Raw genomic sequence first — 22,358 nt, 5'->3', positions numbered from 1 at the left:
GCCGATGGCATCGGCCATCTTGAGTGTTTCCGGAGCAGAACGGGAAACGAGCGCGGATCGGCATGTGGCGTCAATTGCCATTACCGGCGCCATCGGCCCGGCAACCGCCCAGTATGTTAAGGACACGCTTCTCTCCGCAGACCCGCAACGGGTCGAAGCCATCATCCTGCGCATCAATACGCCCGGTGGATTGGCCACCAGTATGCGCGAGATTATTGCCGACATTCTCGCTTCGCCCGTTCCGGTCATCGGCTTCGTCGCCCCGGCCGGGGCCCACGCCGCCAGCGCCGGGACCTATATCCTCTATGCCACTCATGTGGCTGCCATGGCGCCCGGCACCAATCTGGGAGCCGCCACCCCCGTCCAGATCGGCAACCCGATTTCACCCTCGCCTCAGGAGCCCGAGAAAAAAGACAAGGACGGCGGCGGACAGGCTGCATCGGAGACAAAAGATGCCTTGACGGCAAAGATGACCAACGATGCCGTGGCCTTCATCCGCAGCCTTGCCGAGCTCCGGCACCGGAATGCCGACTGGGCGGAAGAAGCTGTCCGGAAGGCGGCGAGCCTCTCGTCCCAAGCAGCCCTGGACAAGGGCGTCATCGATCTTGTCGCCCAGACTCCCGAGGAACTCCTGCGCCGCATCGATGGGCGCGATGTCCAGGTCATCGGCGAGCAAAGACGCCTCGCCACCAGGAATCTGCCCATCCGAACGAGCGAGCCGAGCTGGCTCATTCGGCTGCTCGCGGTGCTCACCGATCCCAACGTGGCCTTCATCCTCATGATTGTCGGCTTGTACGGCCTGATCTTCGAATTCAGCAGCCCGGGAGCCGTCGCGCCCGGTGTCATCGGCGCCATCTGTCTCGTCCTCGGCTTGTATGCCCTGAACATGCTGCCGGTGGATTACACGGGCCTCGCACTCATGCTCCTCGGAATCGCGTTCCTCGTGGCGGAAGCCTTCAATCCGACCATGGTGCTCGGGCTGGGCGGCCTTATCGCCTTTCTTCTCGGTGCGATGATGCTGATCGATACGGATGCGCCCGAATTCCAGCTCTCCTGGACCGTGATCGGCGCCGCCATGATCGCCAGCATCGGCCTTCTGTCGCTGACTCTCGGCTATGTCTGGCGGGCACGGCGCAACCCCGTCCGCACCGGCACTCCCGCCATGCTCGGGCAGCCCGCGGAGGTGCTCGACTGGTCGGGCCAGGAAGGCCATGTGCTCGCTCTCGGGGAACGCTGGCAGGCGCGGGCTCCTCGCACCCTAGCACCAGGCGAGCATGTCCAGATCACGGGGGTCGAGGGATTGGTTCTCGAGGTGCGCCATACGCCTGACCTGGCGGTGAATTCAGGAGGACAGCCATGATCTTCGATTATGTCGCCTACCTGGTCCTGGCGCTGCTCGTCGCCGGCTTCCTGGCATCGGCTATCCGGGTCCTCAGGGAATACGAGCGTGGCGTCGTCTTCACCCTCGGCCGCTTCACGGGCGTGAAGGGCCCTGGGCTCATCATCCTCGTCCCGTTCGTGCAGCAGATGGTCCGGGTGGATCTGCGTGTCATCGTCCAGGACGTGCCAACCCAGGACGTGATCTCGCGCGACAACGTTTCGGTCAAGGTCAACGCGGTGATCTATTTCCGTATCGTCGATCCCGAACGGGCGATCATCAAGGTCGAGCATTTCATGGCGGCGACGAGCCAGCTCGCCCAAACCACCCTCCGCTCGGTCCTCGGCAAGCATGAACTCGACGAAATGCTGGCGGAGCGCGACAGACTCAACGCCGACATCCAGCAGATCCTCGACCAGCAGACGGACGCGTGGGGCATCAAGGTGGCGAATGTCGAGATCAAGCATGTCGATCTCAACGAGAGCATGGTGCGCGCCATCGCCAAGCAGGCGGAAGCCGAGCGGTTGCGGCGCGCCAAGGTGATCAATGCCGCCGGCGAGCAGCAGGCAGCAGAGAAGCTCGTGGAAGCGGGAAAGCTGCTCGCGGCGGAGCCGCGCGCGATGCAGCTGCGCTATTTCGCAGCTCTGCACGACATCGCCAGCGAGCGTTCCTCGACCATCGTCTTTCCGCTGCCGGTCGACCTTCTCTCCCGCATCAGTGAAGCGGTCGAACGCCAGACCGTCACGCCGCCCGCCGCCGGTTCGCAGGACGATGTCCATACGGCGGAGGTATCCAGCTTAGGCGCCAAGCGCGCCTGATGGCCGCCTCAGATATGAAGCTCCTGCCCCAGAGCCTTGAGCGCCGCTTCCTGGAAGCCCTCGCCCTGCGTAGGATGGGCATGGATCGTGCCGCCGATGTCTTCGAGGCGCGCGCCCATCTCCAGCGCCAGGCTGAAAGCCGCCGCCAGCTCGGAGACGCCTTGCCCCACGGCCTGGATGCCGAGCACCAGATGATTGTCTGCTCGGGCAACGACCCGCACGAAACCATCCTCGCCCTGCTTGGTCATTGCCCGGCCGTTGGCTGAGAACGGAAACTGGCCGATCTTGATGTCGACATCCGTGCGACGCGCTTCCTCCGACGACAGGCCGACGGTCACGATTTCGGGATCGGTGAAGCAGACGGCCGGAATGCTGCGCTTGTCCCAGACACGTTTGTGGCCAGCGACGATCTCGGCCACCATCTCGCCCTGCGCCATGGCGCGATGGGCCAGCATCGGCTCACCGGTCACGTCGCCGATGGCATAGATCCCGCGCATGGATGTCTGGCACCGCTCATCGATGCGGATGAAAGGGCCGTCCATGTCGAGGACCAGTTCGTCAAGCCCCCATCCTTGCGTGACCGGCCTCCGTCCAACCGTGACGAGGATCTTGTCGGCGGCTAACGACGTCTCCGATCCGTCCTCCGCCTCGACCAGCAATGTTCCGCCCGCTCTCGCCAGGCCTTTCGCCTTGGCCCCGGTCATCACCTCGATGCCGAGGGCCTGCAGCCTCTTGGACACGGGACGCGTCAACTCGGCATCGTATTGCGGCAGGATGCGCGACTGCGCCTCGACCACCGTCACCTTCGCTCCCATCTTCGCGAAGGCCGTGCCGAGTTCGAGCCCGATATAGCCGCCGCCGACCACCACGAGCCGCTCCGGAACAGAGATGAGCGCCAGCGCCTCGGTCGAGGAGATCACGGGACCGCCGAACGGCAGGCTCGGCAATTCGACGGGAGCCGATCCGGTTGCGATCACCAGGTTCTCGGCGCGGATGATCTGCCGGCCTGTTTCAGTTTCGACCTCGACCGTCTTGCCGTCGCGAAAGCGCGCACGGCCCTGGACGATCTTCACCTTCGCCTTCTTGAGCAGGCTCGACACGCCGCTGTTGAGTCGCCCCACGATGCCATCCTTCCAGGCAACCGTCTGCGAGAGATCGAGCTCCGGCTTCGTCGTTCGGATCCCGAGGACGTTCCGGCCATTCGCCAGATGCACGACCTTATCATATTCCTCCGCCGCGTGAATGAGCGCCTTGGAGGGAATGCACCCGACATTGAGACAGGTGCCACCGGGCTTGCCCGCCTCGACGATGACCGTGTCGAGGCCCAGCTGTCCGGCGCGGATGGCGCAGACATAGCCTCCAGGCCCGGCTCCGATAACGAGGAACTTGCAGGAAATATCCTTCATCGGTCTCAAGCCTCCACGAAGATCATGGCGGGTGTCTCGAGAAGCGCCTTGATGCGCTGCACGAACACCGCCGCGTCCCAGCCGTCGATGATCCGGTGATCAAAGCTGGAGGACAGGTTCATCATTTTGCGGGGGATGAAGGTCGAGCCGTCCCAGACCGGTCGCACCATCATCTTGTTGACGCCGATGATGGCGACCTCCGGATAATTGATCACCGGCGTCGTGACGATGCCTCCCATGGCGCCGAGCGACGTGATGGTGATCGTCGATCCGCTCAGTTCCTCACGGCTTGCAAGGCCGGACTTCGCCGCCTCGGCCAGCCGGTTCAGCTCCGCTGCGCATTCCCAAAGATCCCGCGCCTCCGCGTGCTTCACCACCGGCACCATGAGGCCCGAACCCGTTTGCGTCGCAATGCCGATATGCACGCCGCCATGCTGATGCACGATGCCTGCGTCATCATCATAGATGGCGTTCAGATGCGGCTGCTCGGCAATGGCCTTCACCATCGCGCGCATCAGGAACGGCAGCAGCGTCAGTTTCGGCCGGTCGCCTCGCTTGTTCGCGTTGAGCGAAGACCGCAGGTCCTCGAGCGCCGTCACATCGACTTCCTCGACATAGGTGATGTGCGGGATGCGCGATTTCGCAAGGGCCATCTTCTCCGCAATCTTGCGGCGCAGACCAATGACCTTGATGTGCTCGACCGATGTATTCTGGGCAAGCCCCGGCGCCTTGGCGATCTGGCGGCCATGGGTGAAGAAGGCATCCAGATCCTCATGGGTGATCCGGCCCGCGGGACCGGAGCCCGGAACCTGCCGGAGATCGACCCCGGCCTCGCGCGCTCTCAACCGAACGGCGGGTGAAGCAACGGGCTTCTCGCCCTCAGCGCGCGTCACGGGTGCGCGGTGCATCCTCACGGGCGGGGGAGCCTGCGGCTTCTCGATCGGTTGAGGCGACGCACTCTTCGCCTGCCGCTCGACGATGGCATCGGGCACTTTGACCGCGCCATCCGCCTGGGCCTCGATCTCACCAGTCCGGGCAGGCGGCGCGGCCGCCTTCTCATCCTGACTGCCGGGAGCGATGTTGTCCTCTCCTTCCACCTTCAGGCGGATCAGAGGCGAGCCGATGGCCACTACATCGCCGATCTCCGCGCCAAGCCACAAAACCTCGCCGTCGACGGGAGAGGGAATTTCCACGGTGGCCTTGTCGGTCATCACCGCGGCCAATACCGCATCCTCTCGGACGAGGTCGCCAACCTTGACATGCCACTCGACGAGTTCGGCCTCGGCAATGCCTTCGCCGACATCGGGCATTTTGATCAGGTGCTCGCCCATGTCAGGCCTCCATCGTCTCGACAAGGGCGCGGCCGACACGGGCCGGTCCCGGGAAGTAATCCCATTCCTGAGCATGCGGATAGGGCGTATCCCACCCGGTCACACGGGCAACGGGCGCTTCCAGCTGGAAGAAGCACGCTTCCTGAACGAGCGCCGCCAGCTCCGCCCCGAAGCCCGATGTGAGGGTGGCCTCATGCACGACCACGCAGCGACCCGTCTTCCGGACAGATGCCGCAATGGTCTCCATATCGAGCGGCAGCAGCGTTCGCAGGTCGATGATCTCCGCATCGATACCGGTCTCCGCGGCAGCCGCCTGCGCGACATAGACCATCGTGCCATAGGCCAGCACGGTGACGGCGGCGCCTTCCCGCACGATGGACGCCTTGCCGAGGGGGAGGCTGAAATGACCGCTCGGGACTTCGCTCAGCTCGTGCTTCGACCATGGCGTCACCGGACGGTCGTGATGTCCGTCGAAGGGGCCGTTATAGAGCCGCTTCGGTTCCAGGAAGATTACGGGATCTGGATCCTCGATAGCCGCGATCAGAAGGCCCTTGGCGTCGTATGGATTGGACGGCACGACCGTCTTCAAACCCGATACGTGCGTGAACAAAGCCTCGGGGCTCTGGCTATGCGTCTGCCCGCCGAAGATGCCGCCGCCGGTCGGCATGCGGATCACCATCGGGCAGGTGAATTCGCCGTTCGAGCGGTAGCGCAGCCGCGCCGCCTCGGAGACAATCTGGTCGTAAGCCGGATACATGTAATCGGCGAACTGAATCTCGATGCACGGATGAAGTCCATAGGTCGCCATGCCGATCGCCGTTCCGACGATGCCGGCTTCGCTGATCGGCGCATCGAAGCAGCGCGTCTTGCCGTATTTCTGCTGCAGACCTGCCGTGCAGCGGAAGACGCCGCCGAAATAACCGACGTCCTCGCCGAACACCACGACGCGCTCGTCGCGCGCCATCATCACATCCATTGCATCGCGGATGGCTTCAATCATCGTCATGCGCGGCATGGCTCAGACCCCCGCCTGCTGACGCTGACGACGCAGATGCGGTGGCATCTCGGCATAGACACCGTCGAACATCTCGCGCGCGGACGGCTTCGCACCGGCATGGAGCGTGCCATAGCTCTCGGCCTCCTTCTGCGCCGCGATCACCGTATCAAGGATCTCGGCCTCCGCCTGCTTGTGCCGTTCCTCTGACCAAGCTCCTCGCAGGATGAGATGGTTTTTCAGGCGAATGATCGGATCGCCGAGCGGCCAGGCGTCGGACTCGGTTTTCGGTCGATAGGCCGACGGATCATCGGAAGTCGAATGCGCGCCGACCCGATAGGTGACGTATTCGACGAGCGTCGGACCGAGATTGCGCCGCGCCCGCTCGGCCGCCCATTTCGCGACCGCATAGACGGCGAGATAGTCGTTGCCGTCGACCCGCAGCGAGGGAATACCGAAGCCTAATCCACGGGCGGCAAACGTTCCGGCCCCGCCCCGTGCGATGCCCTGGAACGTGGAGATCGCCCATTGATTGTTGACGATGTTGAGAATGACCGGAGCCTTGTAGGTTGATGCAAAAACAAGCGCCGCGTGAAAATCCGATTCCGCCGTCGATCCGTCGCCGATCCAGGCTGCCGCGATCTTGGTATCGTTCCGGATGGCCGAGGCCATCGCCCAGCCCACCGCCTGGACATATTGCGTGGCAAGGTTGCCCGAGATCGTGAAGAAGCCATGCTCCTTGGAGGAATACATGACGGGCAGCTGGCGGCCCTTCAACGGATCGCGGGAATTCGAATAGACCTGACACATCATATCGACCATCGAATAGCCGCCGGCGATCAGGAGACCGGCCTGCCGGTAGGTCGGAAAATTCATGTCGCCCGGCTGCAATGCCTTGCGAAAGGCGGAGCTGATGGCCTCTTCGCCCAGATGCTGCATGTAGAAGGAGGTCTTGCCCTGTCGCTGCGCGATCAGCATGCGTGCATCGAAGGTGCGCAGCGTCATCATGTTGCGCATGCCCTCGACAAGTTCCTCATCGCTCAACAATCCGGCCCACGGCCCAACCGCCTCGCCCGCACGGTTAAGAACGCGGATGATGGAAAAAGCGAGATCGCGGATGGTTTCCGGATCCACATCGACATCTGGTCGGGGAACGGCGCCGGCTTTGGGTATTTTTACATTCGAGAAATCGGGCGTCCCCCCCGGTCGAACGGCCGGTTCGGGAACATGAAGGGTCAACGGTCCATAATCGGTCATGGTCTTTCGTTCTCCTCCCGAGAGAACTAGGAACGAAACACCATTCGGCCATAGGCTGAGCCGTTTCTAAAGGGCTTAAAGCCAGTTATCGACAGGCTCCGACAACCGGCGTGGCGGCTTCAAGGTTTTACAGACGCCAGAACCTCACCCGCCGTGATTTCAGGTTCTCCCTGAATCAGATCGGCCAAACTGGCGCGGATCCAGGACAGAGCCTTCTCGTTCGCCGCAAGCGCAGCCTCCCGGCTGTCGAACAGAGTGACGGAACCACCAACGCCATTGCCGCAATCGAAGACGTGATAACCCTGGAATCCCGGAGATTGCTTCAGGATCTGGCCGAGGCCGCTCTCAGCCCGCCGTGCCGCCTCAGGCACGGAGCGCATATTGCTGAATTTTCGAATGACGACATACATGGATGCCTCCACCTGCTGCAGACGAACGCAACCCCAAGGAACGTTAGAACGAGAGCAAGCATGCGCGAACCGGGATCAGAAACGACTGACACCGCGGCCGCGCCTCCATCGGACGTGCAACGACTATCTCGATCGCCCGCGGGGAGAGATCATGTCATCCCGTTCGGAATAGAGCCGGTAGAGTTCGAAGGCTGCCATGGCCACAATGCAGAATCCGATGATCACATGGGTCCAGCGCGCGGAGAGCACATTCTCGAACCAGAGGAGCCAGGGTGCCCCTGCGATCCAGAGACCTGCCATCACATTGAGCCACTCCTCCCAGTCATGCGTCCGGATCAACGCCAGGAGTGCCAGCAGGACCACGATTCCTCCACTGAGCCTGGCATTCAAGGCCGCCCAGGTCTCCTGACTGAAGCCGAGAAGCCATGGGGAGAGAAACAGGATGCCGCCAAGCACGGCATTGGTGAGATTGACGGTCATGTCGGTACGGTTGTTGATCATGCTCCATGCCCTCCTCTTCCATTGGGCATTCTTACAACCCCCGTGGCACCGCCATGCGCCATTCCCTAATGGGCCATCAGGACCGGTATGCCCGCGTGGGTGATGATGTGGCTCGTGGCCCCGCCGAAAATCATCTGTCTCAGACGACTCTGGGTATAGGCTCCCTTGACGAGCAGATCTGCATGGAACGAGGCAGCCTCTTCCAGGATGGCTTCGCCCGGGGAGCGCGTATTCAGCCGGCGTGCCGCCGTCTCGGCTCGGATGCCGTTTCGCTGCAGGCGAAGAGTGAGTTCCGCACCGGTCGGCCCGTCAACGCCCCACGCCTCCAACGACAAAACGATGACCCGACCGGCCTTCTCCAGAATGGGCATCGCGAGCGCCACAGTCCGGGCCGTTTCCGTGCTGCCGTTCCAGGCAATCACGACGGTCTCGCCGATCGATGCCGGGGAGGATGGGGGAACCATCAGCACAGGCCGTCCGCCCTCGAACAGAGCGGCCTCGAGAGTCGCCAATCGCGGCGGCTCATCGCGCGATCCGGGACGGCCGAGCACGATCAGGTCGAAGACCCGACCGAAGCTGCCGATATAGCTGTCCCCGAACAATTGCTGGCCGAGCCATCCGCAGGAAACCTCATCCGGCGCTTCGGTCTTTCGCGGCACCGCGCAGGAGAGCATGAACTCCTCGAAGAGCTGCCGCGACCGCTCCACGAGTTCACGCTGCTCCTTTTCGCTCAAGATGGTCCAGCCGACCGGAACATCGAAGGCGATGACATCGGGAATGTCGGGACCGAGCGCCAAGCCCTCCACATGGCTCCCGAACCGGCCCGCAACCAGAAGGGCCGCGTCCAGAACCGAGCGGATGAAGCTATGCTGCTCAACCGGAACCAGAATGGCTTTCATGGCAAACACCTCGGTCAGCCTGCTAGAGCATCGGACCCAAAAGTGGACCCCACTTTTGGGATCCAATCCGATGCTCAATCCCTTAAGCGGCGCATCGTTGATGCGGAAAACCGGCTCCACTTTTCCGCACGATGCGCTAGCCGCTACTTAGAGCTTTATTATACTCCCGGTTCCGCCGTTCGACATACGATTCTTTTCATGGTTCGTTTGTCGCCGTCCGGCCGCGGGTGTATCATACGGCGCAGTACCGGCAGACCCGCGAGACCTCGGTTCTCGGTGGATGAAGCCATTCCCCCATAAAGCCGAGGCCATCGTGAGCTGGGGGAGAATGACCATGAAAGCAGCTCTTATCTTTGCAGGCAGCGGGCCGATCGTCATCCTGACATCCTATCCGTCGCTCTCGGATCCGGGCCTGCTGCAGGCCCTCAAGGAGCATGGCGTCGGCAAGTTCATTGCCTATGAACTGCCGCTCGAGACCGTAGCAGCCCGATATGGCGGCCATTTCCAGGTCGTGATGAACGATGCCAGCGACAGTGACGACTTACGGGTCCTCGACGTCAATGGCGACCGCGCCTTCCGGCTCTTCCGGTTTTCCGAACTCGGCCCGCCGTTGATGTACGACGAGGGTCGTCTGGTGGAGAGGTCGGAGGCGGCAGCCTGAAGGACGGACCACACCGGATTTCAGACATGCACGTTGCCAAAGGCCAGTTCGCCCTCACCCATCGGCTTGCGCAGCGTGGCATAGAGAATCCAGCCATAGAAGATCGTCAGCGCAACAATGACAGCCCATCCAGGAATGGGGCCGACAGAGGCATTCTCGACCCATTCTCCGAGCGACGTGACGAGGTGGGCCTCGACGGCATTCTCCTGCATCCTGATGAAGGTCGTCTTTATTATCCAGGCGAGCAGGAGGATCAGGAACATCCAGCAATAGTTGCGCCGCAGGCGGCGCGTGAGAGCCTGGCTGGTGCTCGTCAGGAACAAGGGGCGCCTGAGATCCTCTCCCAGCTTTTGAATCCACTCGTCCGTCGTCCCCTCCTCCGGAGCGAAGATCTGGGCGAAGTAATTGCGTTCCATCCGGCGCACGCGATTGCGGTAGACGTCGAAGAAACGATACCGACGCGCCTCAATCACCAGCAGCAGCAGAACCAGGACCATGGCGAAGATCAGCACACCATGGTGAGCGGTCGGCGTGGAGAGCGAGACCGACAGCATGGCAGCCACGACCGTGATAGCCCAATTGGTCGTCCGGTCGATCCGATCACGCCACCCCGCCATGCGGGCGATCTCGGCGCGATGATAATGCGCCATGACGTTGATGAACTCAGTTGGCGTGCTAGGAAAGACCGGCGCCTTGATAGGCGGGCGCAGGGTCTGCACGATGCCTTGGTCGTTCTTCGGCAGCATAGCGTTGCTCCCTCAGCCCCAACGGCATGTGAACATGACCGGCCAGCTCTGAAGGCTCGTCCTATTTAAGGTCTTACCGGGACAAACTGATTATAGCACTGAAAGATGTCGTTCGAAGTTCCACGATGTGTGGAATGAACTGCCAAATCGCCGACTTTTAAACGAGGCACTTGTCCAGGGTGCTTTCCCGCTCCAGCCAAGCTGGAACAGGCAGATTCTTGGTGCGGAGGAAATCCGGATTGAACAGCTTCGATTGGTAGCGTGTACCGTAATCACACAATACGGTCACGATCGTGTGGCCGGGGCCGAGATGCTGCGCAAGACGGATTGCGCCGGCCACATTGATGCCGGAAGAGCCACCCAGGCACAGGCCTTCCTGCTCCAGCAGTTCGAAGACAAGCGGGATCGCCTCCTCATCCGGGATCTGGAAGGCCACGTCGGGCTCGAACCCTTCCAGATTCTTGGTGATCCGGCCTTGGCCGATGCCCTCCGTGATCGACGATCCATCGGCCTTCAGTTCGCCTCGCGTATAATAGCTGTAAAGGGCAGCCCCCATCGGATCGGCGAGGCCGATGGCAACCTTCGGGTTACGCTCTTTAAGGGCGAGGCCGACCCCGGCCAGCGTGCCCCCAGTCCCGACCGCACACACGAAGCCATCCACCCGGCCATTCGTCTGAGCCCAGATCTCCGGTCCGGTGGTCACGACGTGCCCGTCACGATTGGCGACATTGTCGAACTGATTGGCCCAAATGGCTCCGTTCGCCTCGCTTTTCGCCAAGCTTTCGGCAATCCGGCCCGAGACCTTCACGTAATTGTTGGGATTCGCATATGGCACGGCCGGAACTTCGATGAGCTCTGCACCGCAGAGGCGCAGCATATCCTTCTTTTCCTGTGTCTGTGTTTCCGGGATGACGATGACCGTGCGATATCCTAGCGCGTTGCCGACGAGCGCCAGACCGATCCCCGTATTGCCGGCAGTTCCCTCGACGATCACACCTCCAGGTCGCAGAAGGCCCCGCTTCTCCGCATCCTGGATGATGAACAGGGCCGCGCGGTCCTTCACCGACTGGCCCGGATTCATGAACTCGGCCTTGCCGAGGATGGTGCATCCCGTCGCTTCGGACGCGCGCTGAAGGCGGATCATCGGTGTGTTGCCGATCGCGTCGACGATTCCATGATGAACGGACATGTGCGGCCCTCCCGCTTCCGTATTGCGCTGCAGCGTCAGTCCCAAACGGCATAGGGCAGTGCATCGAGCGGTATCTTGAGATAACGCGTTCCATTGCTCTCCGGCACCGGTAATCGTCCACCCGCCATGTTCACCTGCAAGGCATGCAGGATCAGCTTTGGCATCGGCAGCTTGGCATCCCGTGCCTGACGCATCGCAACGAACTCATCCTCGGAGCGAGCTTGAACAAGGTGGATGTTCCCGGCCTTCTGGCTGGCAACGGTACTCTCCCAGGCTGGTGGCCTCCCGCCCGGCATGTAATCGTGACCTGAGAATAGCCGAGTATCGCTCGGCAGAGAGAGAATGCGCTGAATGGTGCGCCACAGAGCTTTCGCATCCCCGCCGGGAAAGTCACATCGAGCCGTGCCGAAATCTGGCATGAAGAGCGTGTCGTGGATGAAGGCGGCGTCTCCGACGACATAGGTGATGGATGCAAGGGTATGGCCTGGGGAGAAGAGGACCCGGACGTCCATGTCTCCGATCTGGAAGTCATCGCCATCGGCAAACAGGCAATCCCATTGCGATCCATCCGCCTGAACATCCGGAAGGTTATAAATCTCCTTCCAGAGCCGCTGGACATCAACGATACGTTCGCCGATGGCAGTCTTCGCACCCGTCTTGTCCTTCAGATAGCCGGATGCGGAGAAATGGTCGGCATGGGGATGCGTGTCAAGGATCCACTCGACCGTCAAGCCCCGCTCCTTAACACGAGCGAGCATGGCATCGGCCGATGTCGTCGCGACCGAGCCCGATTTCTCATCGTAGTCGAGAACCGGATCGATGAGAGCGCAGCGTCCGGTAGCAGGATCGGCGACGATATACTGGACGCTGCAGGTTCGTCTGTCGAAAAACGCGTCGACCTGTGGCCGGGCGGTGGAGCGCTCGGGCGCCGGTTGAGGGAAAGACGCTGTGCTCATCGCTTCTACTCCTTCAACCGCAGACGCACGAAACCGCTACGATCCTTCGAACCGTCATGCAGGCGGCTTGGCACACGGATATCCGCCAATAGATCTGGCCCCTGTCAAGCGCCAGGATGCGGCACGATCCGGATATAGGGCTTTGGAGCTTTCCAGCCCTGAGGATAAATCTTCTTGGCCTCTTCGTCCGGCACCGAACCAGCAATGATGACGTCCTCGCCCTGCTTCCAGTTCGCCGGTGTCGCGACCCGATGTTTGGCTGTCAATTGAAGGGAGTCGATGACGCGCAGAACCTCGTCGAAATTGCGGCCTGTGGTCATCGGATAAACGAGAACCAACTTGATCTTCTTGTCAGGCCCGATGACGAAGACGTTACGCACGGTCTGGTTGTCCGCGGGCGTCCTGCCTTCCGAAGTGCCGCTGGTGCTGGCCGGCAGCATGCCGTAGAGCTTGGAAATCGTAAGATTGGAGTCGCCGATCATCGGGAAGTTGGGTGCGGCGCCTTGAGTTTCTCTGATATCCTCGGCCCATCGCGCGTGATTGTCCACGGGGTCGACGCTGAGCCCGATGACCTTCACATTGCGTCGATCGAACTCCGGCTTAATCTTGGCCATGTATCCCAGTTCGGTCGTGCAGACCGGGGTGAAGTCCTTGGGGTGAGAGAAAAGCACGCACCAGGAATCGCCGATCCAATCGTGGAGGCGAATGCGTCCTTCGGTCGTCTCGGCTTCGAAATCCGGCGCGACATCGCCAATCTGGAGTGTCATCGAAAGCCTCCCGCTACAAGCGCGCCCCTCGCCGGTTGACATATATATACCGCGGGGAAGCGACGGTGAAGTAGCGCTCGGCAAAGGGCAAAATGCGCGTCGGCGGTACTTCCTGAGGCTCCAGAATAACGCTCCGAATTGCTGAGCCGACGTTTCCTTCCCTCTCATGCCTGCACAAAGACTTCGGCGTGCTCGACCGAGAACCGCTCCAATTCCTCCACGACTGCCTCGAGATGAGCCTCCATCGCCCGGCGGGCAGCCTGAACATCTTGAGTTTCAAGGGCCCGAAAGATTTCCCGGTGCTCGGCGAGGGTTACGACATGACGCCGGGGAGAAGAGAGAAGACGGCGCACACGGTCGATATTGGAGCGCGAGGCTTCGATCACCGCGGCCACGCGGGGCAACTCCAAACCTTCGACCAGGATTGCATGGAATTCCAGATCCAGGGCGTGGAAGCCAGAGCGATCTCCTCTTGAGACCGCCTCCTGCTGTGCTTCCAGGTTGTTGCGAAGTGCCTCGATGGCCGTGGGAGCAAGGTGCTTTGCCGCAGTCTCAGCCACCACGCCTTCCAGAGCCTGACGGATCAGCATCGATTCCCTGATTTCCGAAAGGCGGATGCGCGCGGCGCGGGAGCCACGCTGGGGCAGGATTTCGACGAGTCCCTCCGCCGCGAGCCGCGACAAGGCTTCAGAAACCGGGAAGCGGGACACGCCGAGCGCCGTGCAGGCAGCCGCTTTATCGATGAACTCGCCAGGGGCAAAATCGAGAGCCACGATGGCAGTTCTCAGCGACCGCTCCACCTGCTCGGTCGTGTGCCCACGCGCTCCCCGCTCGAGGGGAGCAAGGAATTCATATCTTTTTCTCTTGTCGATCGCGTCCATTTGCCTAACATGTTAGCCGAACCGGTGGGCGAACGCCACTAGGCCTGCCGGGTCTATGCGAGCAGAGCGCTCGTGGGAACTGAGAATCCGGCCGCAGAGCTAAGGCCTTGGGAGGAATATTGATATGATACGCTGTTCACGCCGTTTGCTGCTCGGACTTTCTGCGGCGGCCGCCCTCGCTCTGCCGGCGCTTCCAGCCCAAGCGCAAACGAAACTCAAATGGGCGCACGTTTACGAGACCTCCGAGCCGTTCCATACCCAATCCGTCTGGGCTGCGCAGGAAATCGCCAAGCGAACCAATAATCGCTACCAGATCGACGTCTATCCGGCATCGCAACTCGGCAAGGAGAGCGACATCAATCAGGGGCTGTCCCTGGGCACGGTCGATATGATCATCTCGGGGCCGAGCTTCGCAGCTCGCAGCTACCCGCCGATCGGGATCGGCTATTACCCCTACATCTTCCGCGATGCGGCCCATCTGCTCGCCTTCGCCAAGAGCGACGTCTTCAAGGATCTCAGCGCGGGCTATACCGAGAAGACCGGACACCAGATGGTCGCCCTCACCTATTACGGCATCCGTCACAGTTCGACGAACAAGCCCTTCAAGACCTGCGCCGAGATGAAGGGTCTCAAGATCCGCGTTCCCGACGCACCGGCATATCTGGCCATGCCGCGCTCCTGCGGTGCCAACACCTCGCCGATCGCCTTCGCCGAAGTCTATCTGGCGCTCCAGAACGGCACCGTCGATGCGCAGGAAAACCCGTTGACCACGATCGAGGCCAAGAAGTTCTACGAGGTCCAGAAGAACATCGTCCTCACCGGCCACATCGTCGACCATCTCGCGACGATCATCTCGAAGCAGCTTTGGGCCAAGCTCTCGGATGAGGACAAGAAGATCTTCGGCACTGTTGCGCAGGAGGCTGCCACCCGCGCCTCGGCTGAAATCCAGGCGAAGGAGAAGGAACTGGTCGAGGTCTTCAAGCAGAAGGGGCTGACGATCTCCGAGGTCAACAAGGATGAGTTCAAGGATGCCGTGATGAAGAACGTCTCCCTGGAATCGCTCGGCTATCGCAAGGCCGACTATGACAAGATCCAGGCTTTGAAAGCGGAAGGTCTCTAGGGTCGACGAGCGGGCCGCCCCAGGGCGGCCCGTATGCTGTGTGCGGCGGGATGAGCGCCGTTTGCCTGTCGCTCAGGACCATCCTTCGGGATGCTCGTCCCAAGGTTCAAGGGTAACCGACATTGAATATGAAGACTGAAGTCCACACCCAGGTCAGCGCGGAGGAACTGGCGCAGACCTTCGACGAAAGCGAACACGCTCCCGTCGATCTCTCCGAGTACGCCTTTGAGGACTGGCTCTCCCTGGCTCTGTTCTGGGCGATGGCCCTGGCGGTTTTCGTCCAGTTCTTCTCTCGCTACGTGCTGAACGACTCCTTCGCATGGACCGAAGAGATCGCGACCAACCTCAACGTCGCCCTGGTCTTCGTCGGTTCCGCCATGTGCGTGCGTATGAGCCGGCACATCCAGGTCGATTTTCTCTACCGCTATCTCTCTCCCGGTCTCGGGCGCGCACTGGCGACGTTCATCGACTTCGTTCGCATTGCCTTTTTCGCCTATGGGGCCGTTCTCATCTGGCGTTTCATGAGCATTGTCGGCGATGAAATGATGACGACTGTCGAGCTGCCGAAGAATCTCAGCTACGGATTTGTCTTCATCGGATTCGTCCTGATGTGCTTCCGCTCCGTTCAGGTCGCGATCGCCAACTGGCAGCGCGGATATTCCGTGCTCGAGCGCCCTGAAGCTTTCGATGCACCCTTACCGGCAGAAACCTGATGCTCATTCTGATTGGCTCTTTTCTTATCTTGATGATCCTCGGTCTGCCGGTGGCCATCTCGATGGCAGTCGCCTCCCTGCTCTACATCCTCGCCAGCGGCACGGTGCCCGATGTGATCGTGGCGCAACGCATGATCGCTGGAGTCGAGAGTTTCCCGCTTCTCGCCGTCCCATTCTTCATTCTCGCCGGAAACCTGATGAACATCGCTGGCGTGACCGGTCGCATCTATTCGTTCGCCGTCGCCCTCGTCGGCTGGATGAAAGGCGGCCTCGGTCAAGTGAACATCGTCGGCTCGGTGATCTTTTCGGGCATGTCCGGAACGGCCATCGCCGATGCCGCCGGCCTCGGGACGATCGAGATCAAGGCCATGAAGGACCATGGCTACTCGACCGAGTTCGCCGTGGGCGTGACAGCCGCATCCGCAACGCTGGGACCGATCATTCCGCCTTCGCTTCCCTTCGTCATCTATGGGATGATGGCCAATGTCTCCATCGGGGCCCTCTTCCTGGGGGGCCTTATCCCCGGCATCGTGATGACGCTCCTGATGATGGGGACCGTGGCCTATTTTGCCTATAAGAACGGCTGGGGAGCGGATACCCCCTTCTCATGGAATCAGCTTGGCAACGCCACCATTGAAGTTGTCATCGTCCTGGCATTTCCTGTCGCCGTCTGGCTGATGATCCAGGCAGGTCTTTCACCGAACGTCGCCATCGGTATCGCACTGGCTGTACTTCTCGCCCTCGACTGGTACTTCGACTTCTCTGCCGTGATGGCCCTGATGGCGCCCGTCATCCTGATCGGCGGCATGACGCTCGGCCTCTTTACACCGACCGAAGCCGCGGTCGCGGCTGTCATCTGGTCGCTGTTCTTGGGACTTGTTCGTTATCGCTCCATGACGTTCAGGAGTCTCGCCAAGGCGACCTTCGACACTATCGAGACGACCGCATCGGTTCTCTTCATCGTGACCGCAGCATCGATCTTCGCGTGGCTTCTCACGGTCAGCCAAGCAGCGCAGATCCTTTCAGACGCGATCCTGGGCTTCACACAGAACAAGTGGGTGTTCCTGCTGCTGGCAAACATTCTCATCCTGTTTGTCGGCTGTTTCATCGACACCATCGCGGCCATCACCATCCTGGTACCGATCCTCCTGCCGATCGTGCTGAAGCTTGGCATCGACCCGATTCACTTCGGACTCATCATGACGCTGAACTTGATGATCGGCTTGCTTCATCCGCCTCTCGGCATGGTGCTCTTCGTCCTGGCGAGAGTGTCCAAGCTTTCCGTCGAGCGCACCACGGTGGCGATTCTCCCCTGGCTCGTGCCCTTGATGCTTGCGCTCATCGCAATCACCTACATTCCGGAACTGACTCTTTGGCTCCCGCAGAAGATGGGATTGGGACGGTGATGAGCCGTTCGAACGCCATAGATAAACTTATGAGACACCCATGAGCACTCCCCGCGCCATTCGCCTCTCTCCAGACGACAATGTGGTCATCGCCATCGACCTCGTGAACCAGGGCGTCAGGGCGGCGGGATTAACCGCCCGCGAGCGTATTCTGCGGGGTCACAAGATGGCAGCGGAGCCGATCCGCGAAGGTGAGCCGATCCGGAAATTCGGACAGATCATCGGCTTTGCCAAAACCCATATCGCGCCTGGTGAATGGGTGCATGAGCACAATGTCGGCCTGCATGACTTCGAACGCGACTACGCCTTCTGCGTCGATGCAAAGGACGATGATCTTCTCCCAACTGAAATGCGCGCGACCTTCCAGGGTTATCGCCGTGCCTCGGGTCGGACGGGCACCCGCAACTATATCGGCATCCTGACATCGGTGAACTGCTCGGCGTCGGTCGCACGCTTCGCGGCCGCCGAAGTCGAGCGTTCCGGAGTTCTGCGGGATTATCCTGGGATCGACGGCGTCGTCGCCATCGTCCACGGCACGGGCTGCGGTCATGCAGCCTATGGTGAAGGATTCGATATTCTGCGCCGCACCCAATGGGGCTATGCCAGCCATCCGAACTTCGCCGGCGTGATCATGGTCGGTCTCGGCTGCGAGGTGTTCCAGATCGGTCGGATGAAGCAGGAATACGGCCTGACGGAAAGCGAGACGTTCCGTACGCTCACCATTCAGGAAACAGGCGGCACGAAACGCACCGTGCAGGCCATCGTCGATGCCGTGAAGGGTATGCTCCCCATCGCCGCCAAGTCTCAGCGCGAAACGCGTCCCGCATCGGAACTGGTGCTCGCACTCCAATGTGGCGGTTCCGACGGTTACTCGGCGCTCACCGCCAACCCGGCACTCGGTGTCGCCTCCGATCTTCTGGTACGTCATGGTGGAGCGTCGATCCTTTCCGAGACGCCCGAGATCTACGGAGCGGAGCATCTGCTCACCCGCCGTGCGGCCACGAGAGAGGTTGGTGAAAAGCTCATTTCGCGGATCAGATGGTGGGAGGATTATACGGCCCGTAACGGCGGCGAGATGAACAACAATCCGTCACCCGGCAACAAGGCGGGTGGGCTGACGACGATTCTCGAGAAATCTCTTGGTGCCGCAGCCAAGGGTGGACGCTCGACCCTCCGAGCCGTCTACGAATATGCCGAACAGGTAAAAGACCACGGCTTCGTCTATATGGACACGCCTGGCTACGATCCCGTTGCCGCGACCGGCCAAGTAGCCGGTGGGGCGAACCTGATTGCCTTTACCACGGGACGCGGCTCCGCTTTCGGCTGCAAACCCGTGCCGTCCCTGAAGCTCGCCACGAACTCCGATATCTACCGCCGCATGCTGGACGATATGGACATCAATTGCGGCGATATCCTCGACGGCGTTCCTCTTGAAGAGAAGGGAAAGGAAATCCTCGAAATCCTACTGCGCGTCGCATCCGGGGAGCATACGAAGTCGGAAGATCTTGGCTACGGCGACCTCGAATTCGTTCCCTGGCAGGTCGGCGCGGTCATGTGAGTACGCCCGAAGAAAATCGATACTTTATTGCAGACAGGTCTCGAGCTAGGCTTATGGGATAAATCTTCCCTACATTAAGATCGTTAACCAAATAGTAACCATAGTAACGCAATGGTCTTCGCGCTGATCCCGCACGCGGATCAACACTCTCCCATAAGCGAACGGGGCGCGGATGTACCACCTCGCTTCGCTTTGGGATGCAGGGTTCAAGCACGACACAGATCTGGTGCAAGGGGCGGCCCTAGCGGATCCCAATTTCTGATGCTGGGCGTCGTCATCCACATCGTTGGGCGAGACGCTCGAAGGCAAGGGCGATTGCCGCCACTGCGCTTAGCCGAGCACGTAATACGCCGCCCCAAGTGCTGCTATCGCACCAACGAATGCGTAAGGGTACCAAGCAGGAAATGGCTTGTCGTGACCGTTGAAGCTCAAGCAGGATCTCCCGAATGAAGAAGGGGCTTCCACCCTTGTTCACGCAAAATGGTATTTTCGTGAAATCTGTTTGGAGATTATCGATGCGCCCTCATTAATCTCCAACCCTCATAAGAAGCGCGGTCGCCCTCTTAGGCTTCACAAAGGCACGAGGAAACCTAAGAAAATTACTTTGAAGCTCTTTTAAAGAAGCGAATTCCGCTCCGATCTCAAGATCGTAGCGCCTCTTTTAGAATGTCTCTGATTTTCTACTAAGCCCTTGATCGATCTGAATTCTTTCAGATATCTCATCGGAGCGGCCCACGGGAATTCTCTCGATTTTGGGCATTCGATTGATCTGTCGACGATCCCTGCGCTCAGTGTCTCCATTCGAGACTCTGGAGTTGTGCATCGTGTCGGGCAGTCGCTCGCCAACGTGAGGAGCACGAGTTCATGGGCATGAGCACCTGGAATGAGCCTGGGTTTGCAGCCGGCAACATCTTCGCCTGTCTGGCCCTGCTCCTGCCTTTCAGCGGGACGGCTCTTGCTCAGGACAATGCAACCGCTTCAAGCTCCTTGCGCATCGAGTTGAACAAGATCGAGGCTTCGGGCGAAAGCTGCAGAACCTATTTCCTCATCGACAATCAAAAGGGCGAGAACTGGAAGTCCCTGAAGCTCGATCTGTTTGCTCTCGATACCGATGGCGTGGCTGTCAAAAGGCTCGCCGTGGAAGTCGGTCCGGTGCCTCGTCGCAAGACCCTTATCAAGCTCTTCGATTTTCCCGGACTGAACTGCTCGCGCTTCGGACGTGTTCTGCTCAACGATGTCCTGACATGCGAAGGCGCGACCAGTTCACGAGAGGAGTGCCTTTCCGTGATCGAGACGGCCTCCAAGATCGACGCTGTATCCTTCGTGAAGTGAGATTACCATCATGAACGAGATCATGCCCGCAGCAACGCATGACATGTCCTTCCTCGGCCTGTTTCTTCAGGCCGATCCGATCGTCAAGAGCGTCATGATCCTGCTCGTTCTGGCGTCTCTGGGGTGCTGGACGATCGTCTTCGAGAAACTTCTGCGCTTCAGAAGCATCCGCCGTCAGGCCCGCGCTTTCGAAGCTGCCGCCTGTTCGGGTGACAGACTTCATCCGCAGATGGACGGGGCCACCGGCCGAATCGTTGCGGCGGGCCACGAGGCCTGGCGCGATCAGGACGTTTCCGAGAGCCGTGCAGAACGGCGCGAGCGCATCGAGCGGGCCATGCGGGCTGCCCTCTCCGCCGATATGCGCCAGCTTCAGATCGGTTTGCCGTTTCTCGCCTCCACAGGATCGGCCGCGCCCTTCATCGGTCTGTTCGGCACGGTGTGGGGCATCATGAACTCGTTCTCCGCCATCGCCGCGAGCCAGGATACGAGCCTCTCTGTTGTGGCGCCCGGCATTGCGGAGGCCTTATTCGCAACGGCCATCGGCCTCGTGGCCGCCATTCCGGCGGTGATCGCCTACAACAAGCTGACCACCGATCTTGGCCGCCTGCAGCAATCCTTTGCCGCCGGCATCACGGCTCTCGGCGATCGACTGGCGCGCGACCGCAAATCCCACGTTCGAGCAGAGGCTGCCGAATAATGGGTATGGGACCAATCCAGACGCAGGATACGGACGACGAGTTCGGGACTGCACCCCTGTCTGAGATCAACGTCACGCCGCTCGTCGACGTGATGCTCGTGCTGCTCATCATCTTCATGGTGGCAGCTCCCCTCATGACCGTCGGCGTGCCGGTGCAATTGCCGAAGACGGCTGCGCCGAAGGTCGCGCAGCCGAAGCAACCGGTCGTCATCAGTATCGACGCACAGGGACAGCCGTTCCTCGACAAGGAACCTCTTGCACCCGAGACCATGATGCCCCGCCTGCGGCCGCTTGCGAGTGCGGACCCGACCCAGGCTGTCTTGGTCCGCGGCGACAAGACGGTTCCCTATGGCCGCATCATCGAGATCATGGGCCAGATCAATGCCGCAGGCTTCAGCAAGGTGTCCCTGATCGCGCAGGCCCCGAGCGGATCGGCCGCGCAATAGCACTTGCAGCAATCCGATGTCCGTTCAGAGCATACGTTCGCCCCAAGAACCGAGCCGGCTTGGAATCGCCTTTCTCACAGCGGCTCTTCTGCATGGCGCCGCATTGACGGCCGTGACCCTGTGGTCATCCGATGCGCCAGACGCGCCCGGCGAGCAGGAGATCACCATCGATCTAGCTCCTGCCATGGAAGAGATCGTGTCGGTGGGAGCAGCAGCGATGCAGGCCCAGGAAGCTCCTCCCGCCGAGATTGAGCCTTTACCCACTGAGACCGAGACAATCGAAGAGCAGCCTCCCGAGGAAGTCGTCGAAGCTCAGCCTCAGGAAGTGACAGAAGCTTTGCCTGTCGAAGCTGTACCGATTGAACAGGAGACCATTGAGACAGAGGCTGTCATCATTCCGCCTCCTCCTGAAACGGTGGTTGCTAAGCCTGTCGAAGAGCCGCCGCCTCCCAAGCCAGAGAAAAAGCTTCCTCCGAAGTCGGTGGAGCGTAAGCCCCCTCCACGCCGAACGGTTGCCGAGCAGAAGCCGCTTCCATCGGACGCGCGCCAGGGACAAGCTTCGGCTTTGCAAGAGAATATGAGCGGCCAGGCCGCTTCGGCCGACCCGAGCGCACGCAATCGCTATTTGGCAAGCCTTGCGTCGGCGCTGCGCAACCGCTTGCGCTATCCTGATGTTGCCCGGAGTCAGGGTGTCAGCGGCGTTGCACAGATACGGTTCACCGTAGAGCGTTCCGGCCGCATTATCAGTTCATCGCTTGTGCGAAGCGCCGGGCACGCCGCACTTGATCAGGCTGCACTTGGTACGGCAAGTCCTGGTTCTTCCGTACCGCCGGTGCCGGATTTCATCCCACAACTCACGTTCACCATACCGCTGCGCTTCAATCTGCGCTGA

Annotated in this window: 23 protein-coding genes; 11 read left to right on the top strand and 12 right to left on the bottom strand. The window is 60.8% G+C overall.

Annotation, left to right across the window (positions count from 1 at the left end):
- The first annotated feature begins 4 nt into the window (after nucleotides 1-4).
- Both JO965_RS04155 and JO965_RS04150 read left to right on the top strand, forming a co-directional pair.
- Nucleotides 5-1,360: a nodulation protein NfeD gene (locus JO965_RS04155; protein ID WP_203444052.1), complete on the top strand. Its 1,356-nt coding sequence runs from the start codon at nucleotides 5-7 to the stop codon at nucleotides 1,358-1,360.
- A complete protein-coding gene (locus JO965_RS04150; RefSeq protein WP_203442453.1) occupies nucleotides 1,357-2,196 on the top strand; it encodes a slipin family protein in 840 nt (279 codons plus the stop codon). Before JO965_RS04155 ends, JO965_RS04150 begins: the two co-directional genes overlap by 4 nt.
- Nucleotides 2,197-2,204: 8 nt before the next feature.
- Here the strand turns inward: JO965_RS04150 and lpdA are convergent, their stop codons facing one another.
- The 7 genes from lpdA to JO965_RS04115 all read right to left on the bottom strand — a co-directional run bounded on the left by lpdA (nucleotide 2,205) and on the right by JO965_RS04115 (nucleotide 8,994).
- Nucleotides 2,205-3,602, bottom strand: coding sequence for a dihydrolipoyl dehydrogenase (gene lpdA / locus JO965_RS04145; protein WP_203442452.1), 1,398 nt, complete (start codon nucleotides 3,600-3,602; stop codon nucleotides 2,205-2,207).
- A 5-nt stretch (nucleotides 3,603-3,607) separates the two neighbouring features.
- Nucleotides 3,608-4,933, bottom strand: a complete 1,326-nt coding sequence (locus JO965_RS04140) for a dihydrolipoamide acetyltransferase family protein (protein WP_203442451.1) — start codon at nucleotides 4,931-4,933, stop codon at nucleotides 3,608-3,610.
- A 1-nt stretch (nucleotide 4,934) separates the two neighbouring features.
- The gene (locus tag JO965_RS04135; RefSeq protein WP_203442450.1) at nucleotides 4,935-5,948 is read right to left on the bottom strand and encodes an alpha-ketoacid dehydrogenase subunit beta; all 1,014 of its coding nucleotides are present in this window, start codon (nucleotides 5,946-5,948) and stop codon (nucleotides 4,935-4,937) included.
- A 3-nt stretch (nucleotides 5,949-5,951) separates the two neighbouring features.
- Complete coding sequence (locus JO965_RS04130) at nucleotides 5,952-7,184, bottom strand: 3-methyl-2-oxobutanoate dehydrogenase (2-methylpropanoyl-transferring) subunit alpha (RefSeq protein ID WP_203442449.1); 1,233 nt, start codon at nucleotides 7,182-7,184, stop codon at nucleotides 5,952-5,954.
- Between the two features lie 119 nt (nucleotides 7,185-7,303).
- Nucleotides 7,304-7,594: a hypothetical protein gene (locus JO965_RS04125; RefSeq protein WP_203442448.1), complete on the bottom strand. Its 291-nt coding sequence runs from the start codon at nucleotides 7,592-7,594 to the stop codon at nucleotides 7,304-7,306.
- A gap of 123 nt (nucleotides 7,595-7,717) precedes the next feature.
- A complete protein-coding gene (locus JO965_RS04120) occupies nucleotides 7,718-8,095 on the bottom strand; it encodes an SPW repeat protein (protein ID WP_203442447.1) in 378 nt (125 codons plus the stop codon).
- A gap of 65 nt (nucleotides 8,096-8,160) precedes the next feature.
- Nucleotides 8,161-8,994 carry a universal stress protein gene (locus JO965_RS04115; RefSeq protein ID WP_203442446.1) on the bottom strand — a complete coding sequence of 278 codons (834 nt, stop codon included), beginning with the start codon at nucleotides 8,992-8,994 and terminating at the stop codon, nucleotides 8,161-8,163.
- Between the two features lie 334 nt (nucleotides 8,995-9,328).
- On the opposite strand from JO965_RS04115, the gene JO965_RS04110 reads away from it, so the two are divergent.
- On the top strand, nucleotides 9,329-9,655 hold the full coding sequence (locus JO965_RS04110; protein WP_203442445.1) for a cytosolic protein: 327 nt from the start codon (nucleotides 9,329-9,331) through the stop codon (nucleotides 9,653-9,655).
- Nucleotides 9,656-9,675: 20 nt separating this feature from the next.
- Here JO965_RS04110 and JO965_RS04105 read toward each other — a convergent pair whose 3' ends face one another.
- The 5 genes from JO965_RS04105 to JO965_RS04085 form a co-directional block, all read right to left on the bottom strand.
- Nucleotides 9,676-10,401: a DUF2270 domain-containing protein gene (locus JO965_RS04105; protein WP_203442444.1), complete on the bottom strand. Its 726-nt coding sequence runs from the start codon at nucleotides 10,399-10,401 to the stop codon at nucleotides 9,676-9,678.
- Nucleotides 10,402-10,558: 157 nt separating this feature from the next.
- Nucleotides 10,559-11,590 (bottom strand): cysteine synthase A, encoded by a 1,032-nt coding sequence (locus JO965_RS04100; RefSeq protein WP_203442443.1) that lies wholly within the window; start codon nucleotides 11,588-11,590, stop codon nucleotides 10,559-10,561.
- 35 nt (nucleotides 11,591-11,625) lie between these two features.
- Nucleotides 11,626-12,546, bottom strand: coding sequence for an MBL fold metallo-hydrolase (locus JO965_RS04095; RefSeq protein ID WP_203442442.1), 921 nt, complete (start codon nucleotides 12,544-12,546; stop codon nucleotides 11,626-11,628).
- Nucleotides 12,547-12,650: 104 nt separating this feature from the next.
- Nucleotides 12,651-13,313 (bottom strand): peroxiredoxin, encoded by a 663-nt coding sequence (locus JO965_RS04090; protein WP_203442441.1) that lies wholly within the window; start codon nucleotides 13,311-13,313, stop codon nucleotides 12,651-12,653.
- A gap of 164 nt (nucleotides 13,314-13,477) precedes the next feature.
- Nucleotides 13,478-14,194, bottom strand: a complete 717-nt coding sequence (locus JO965_RS04085; protein ID WP_203442440.1) for a GntR family transcriptional regulator — start codon at nucleotides 14,192-14,194, stop codon at nucleotides 13,478-13,480.
- A gap of 124 nt (nucleotides 14,195-14,318) precedes the next feature.
- On the opposite strand from JO965_RS04085, the gene JO965_RS04080 reads away from it, so the two are divergent.
- The 8 genes from JO965_RS04080 to JO965_RS04045 all read left to right on the top strand — a co-directional run bounded on the left by JO965_RS04080 (nucleotide 14,319) and on the right by JO965_RS04045 (nucleotide 22,358).
- A complete protein-coding gene (locus tag JO965_RS04080) occupies nucleotides 14,319-15,314 on the top strand; it encodes a sialic acid TRAP transporter substrate-binding protein SiaP (protein ID WP_203442439.1) in 996 nt (331 codons plus the stop codon).
- 128 nt (nucleotides 15,315-15,442) lie between these two features.
- On the top strand, nucleotides 15,443-16,027 hold the full coding sequence (locus JO965_RS04075) for a TRAP transporter small permease (protein WP_203442438.1): 585 nt from the start codon (nucleotides 15,443-15,445) through the stop codon (nucleotides 16,025-16,027).
- A complete protein-coding gene (locus JO965_RS04070) occupies nucleotides 16,027-17,433 on the top strand; it encodes a TRAP transporter large permease (protein WP_203442437.1) in 1,407 nt (468 codons plus the stop codon). Before JO965_RS04075 ends, JO965_RS04070 begins: the two co-directional genes overlap by 1 nt.
- Nucleotides 17,434-17,473: 40 nt before the next feature.
- Complete coding sequence (locus JO965_RS04065; protein WP_203442436.1) at nucleotides 17,474-18,991, top strand: UxaA family hydrolase; 1,518 nt, start codon at nucleotides 17,474-17,476, stop codon at nucleotides 18,989-18,991.
- An 870-nt stretch (nucleotides 18,992-19,861) separates the two neighbouring features.
- Nucleotides 19,862-20,323: a Tat pathway signal protein gene (locus JO965_RS04060; protein ID WP_246776738.1), complete on the top strand. Its 462-nt coding sequence runs from the start codon at nucleotides 19,862-19,864 to the stop codon at nucleotides 20,321-20,323.
- A gap of 10 nt (nucleotides 20,324-20,333) precedes the next feature.
- A complete protein-coding gene (locus JO965_RS04055) occupies nucleotides 20,334-21,020 on the top strand; it encodes a MotA/TolQ/ExbB proton channel family protein (protein ID WP_203442434.1) in 687 nt (228 codons plus the stop codon).
- A complete protein-coding gene (gene tolR / locus JO965_RS04050; RefSeq protein WP_203442433.1) occupies nucleotides 21,020-21,466 on the top strand; it encodes a protein TolR in 447 nt (148 codons plus the stop codon). The genes JO965_RS04055 and tolR overlap by 1 nt, the downstream gene beginning before the upstream one ends.
- A gap of 184 nt (nucleotides 21,467-21,650) precedes the next feature.
- Nucleotides 21,651-22,358 (top strand): energy transducer TonB, encoded by a 708-nt coding sequence (locus tag JO965_RS04045; RefSeq protein WP_203442432.1) that lies wholly within the window; start codon nucleotides 21,651-21,653, stop codon nucleotides 22,356-22,358.

This window comes from Microvirga sp. VF16 (assembly GCF_016864375.1).
GTDB lineage: Bacteria > Pseudomonadota > Alphaproteobacteria > Rhizobiales > Beijerinckiaceae > Microvirga.
This window is presented reverse-complemented; position numbering and strand designations above follow the sequence as displayed.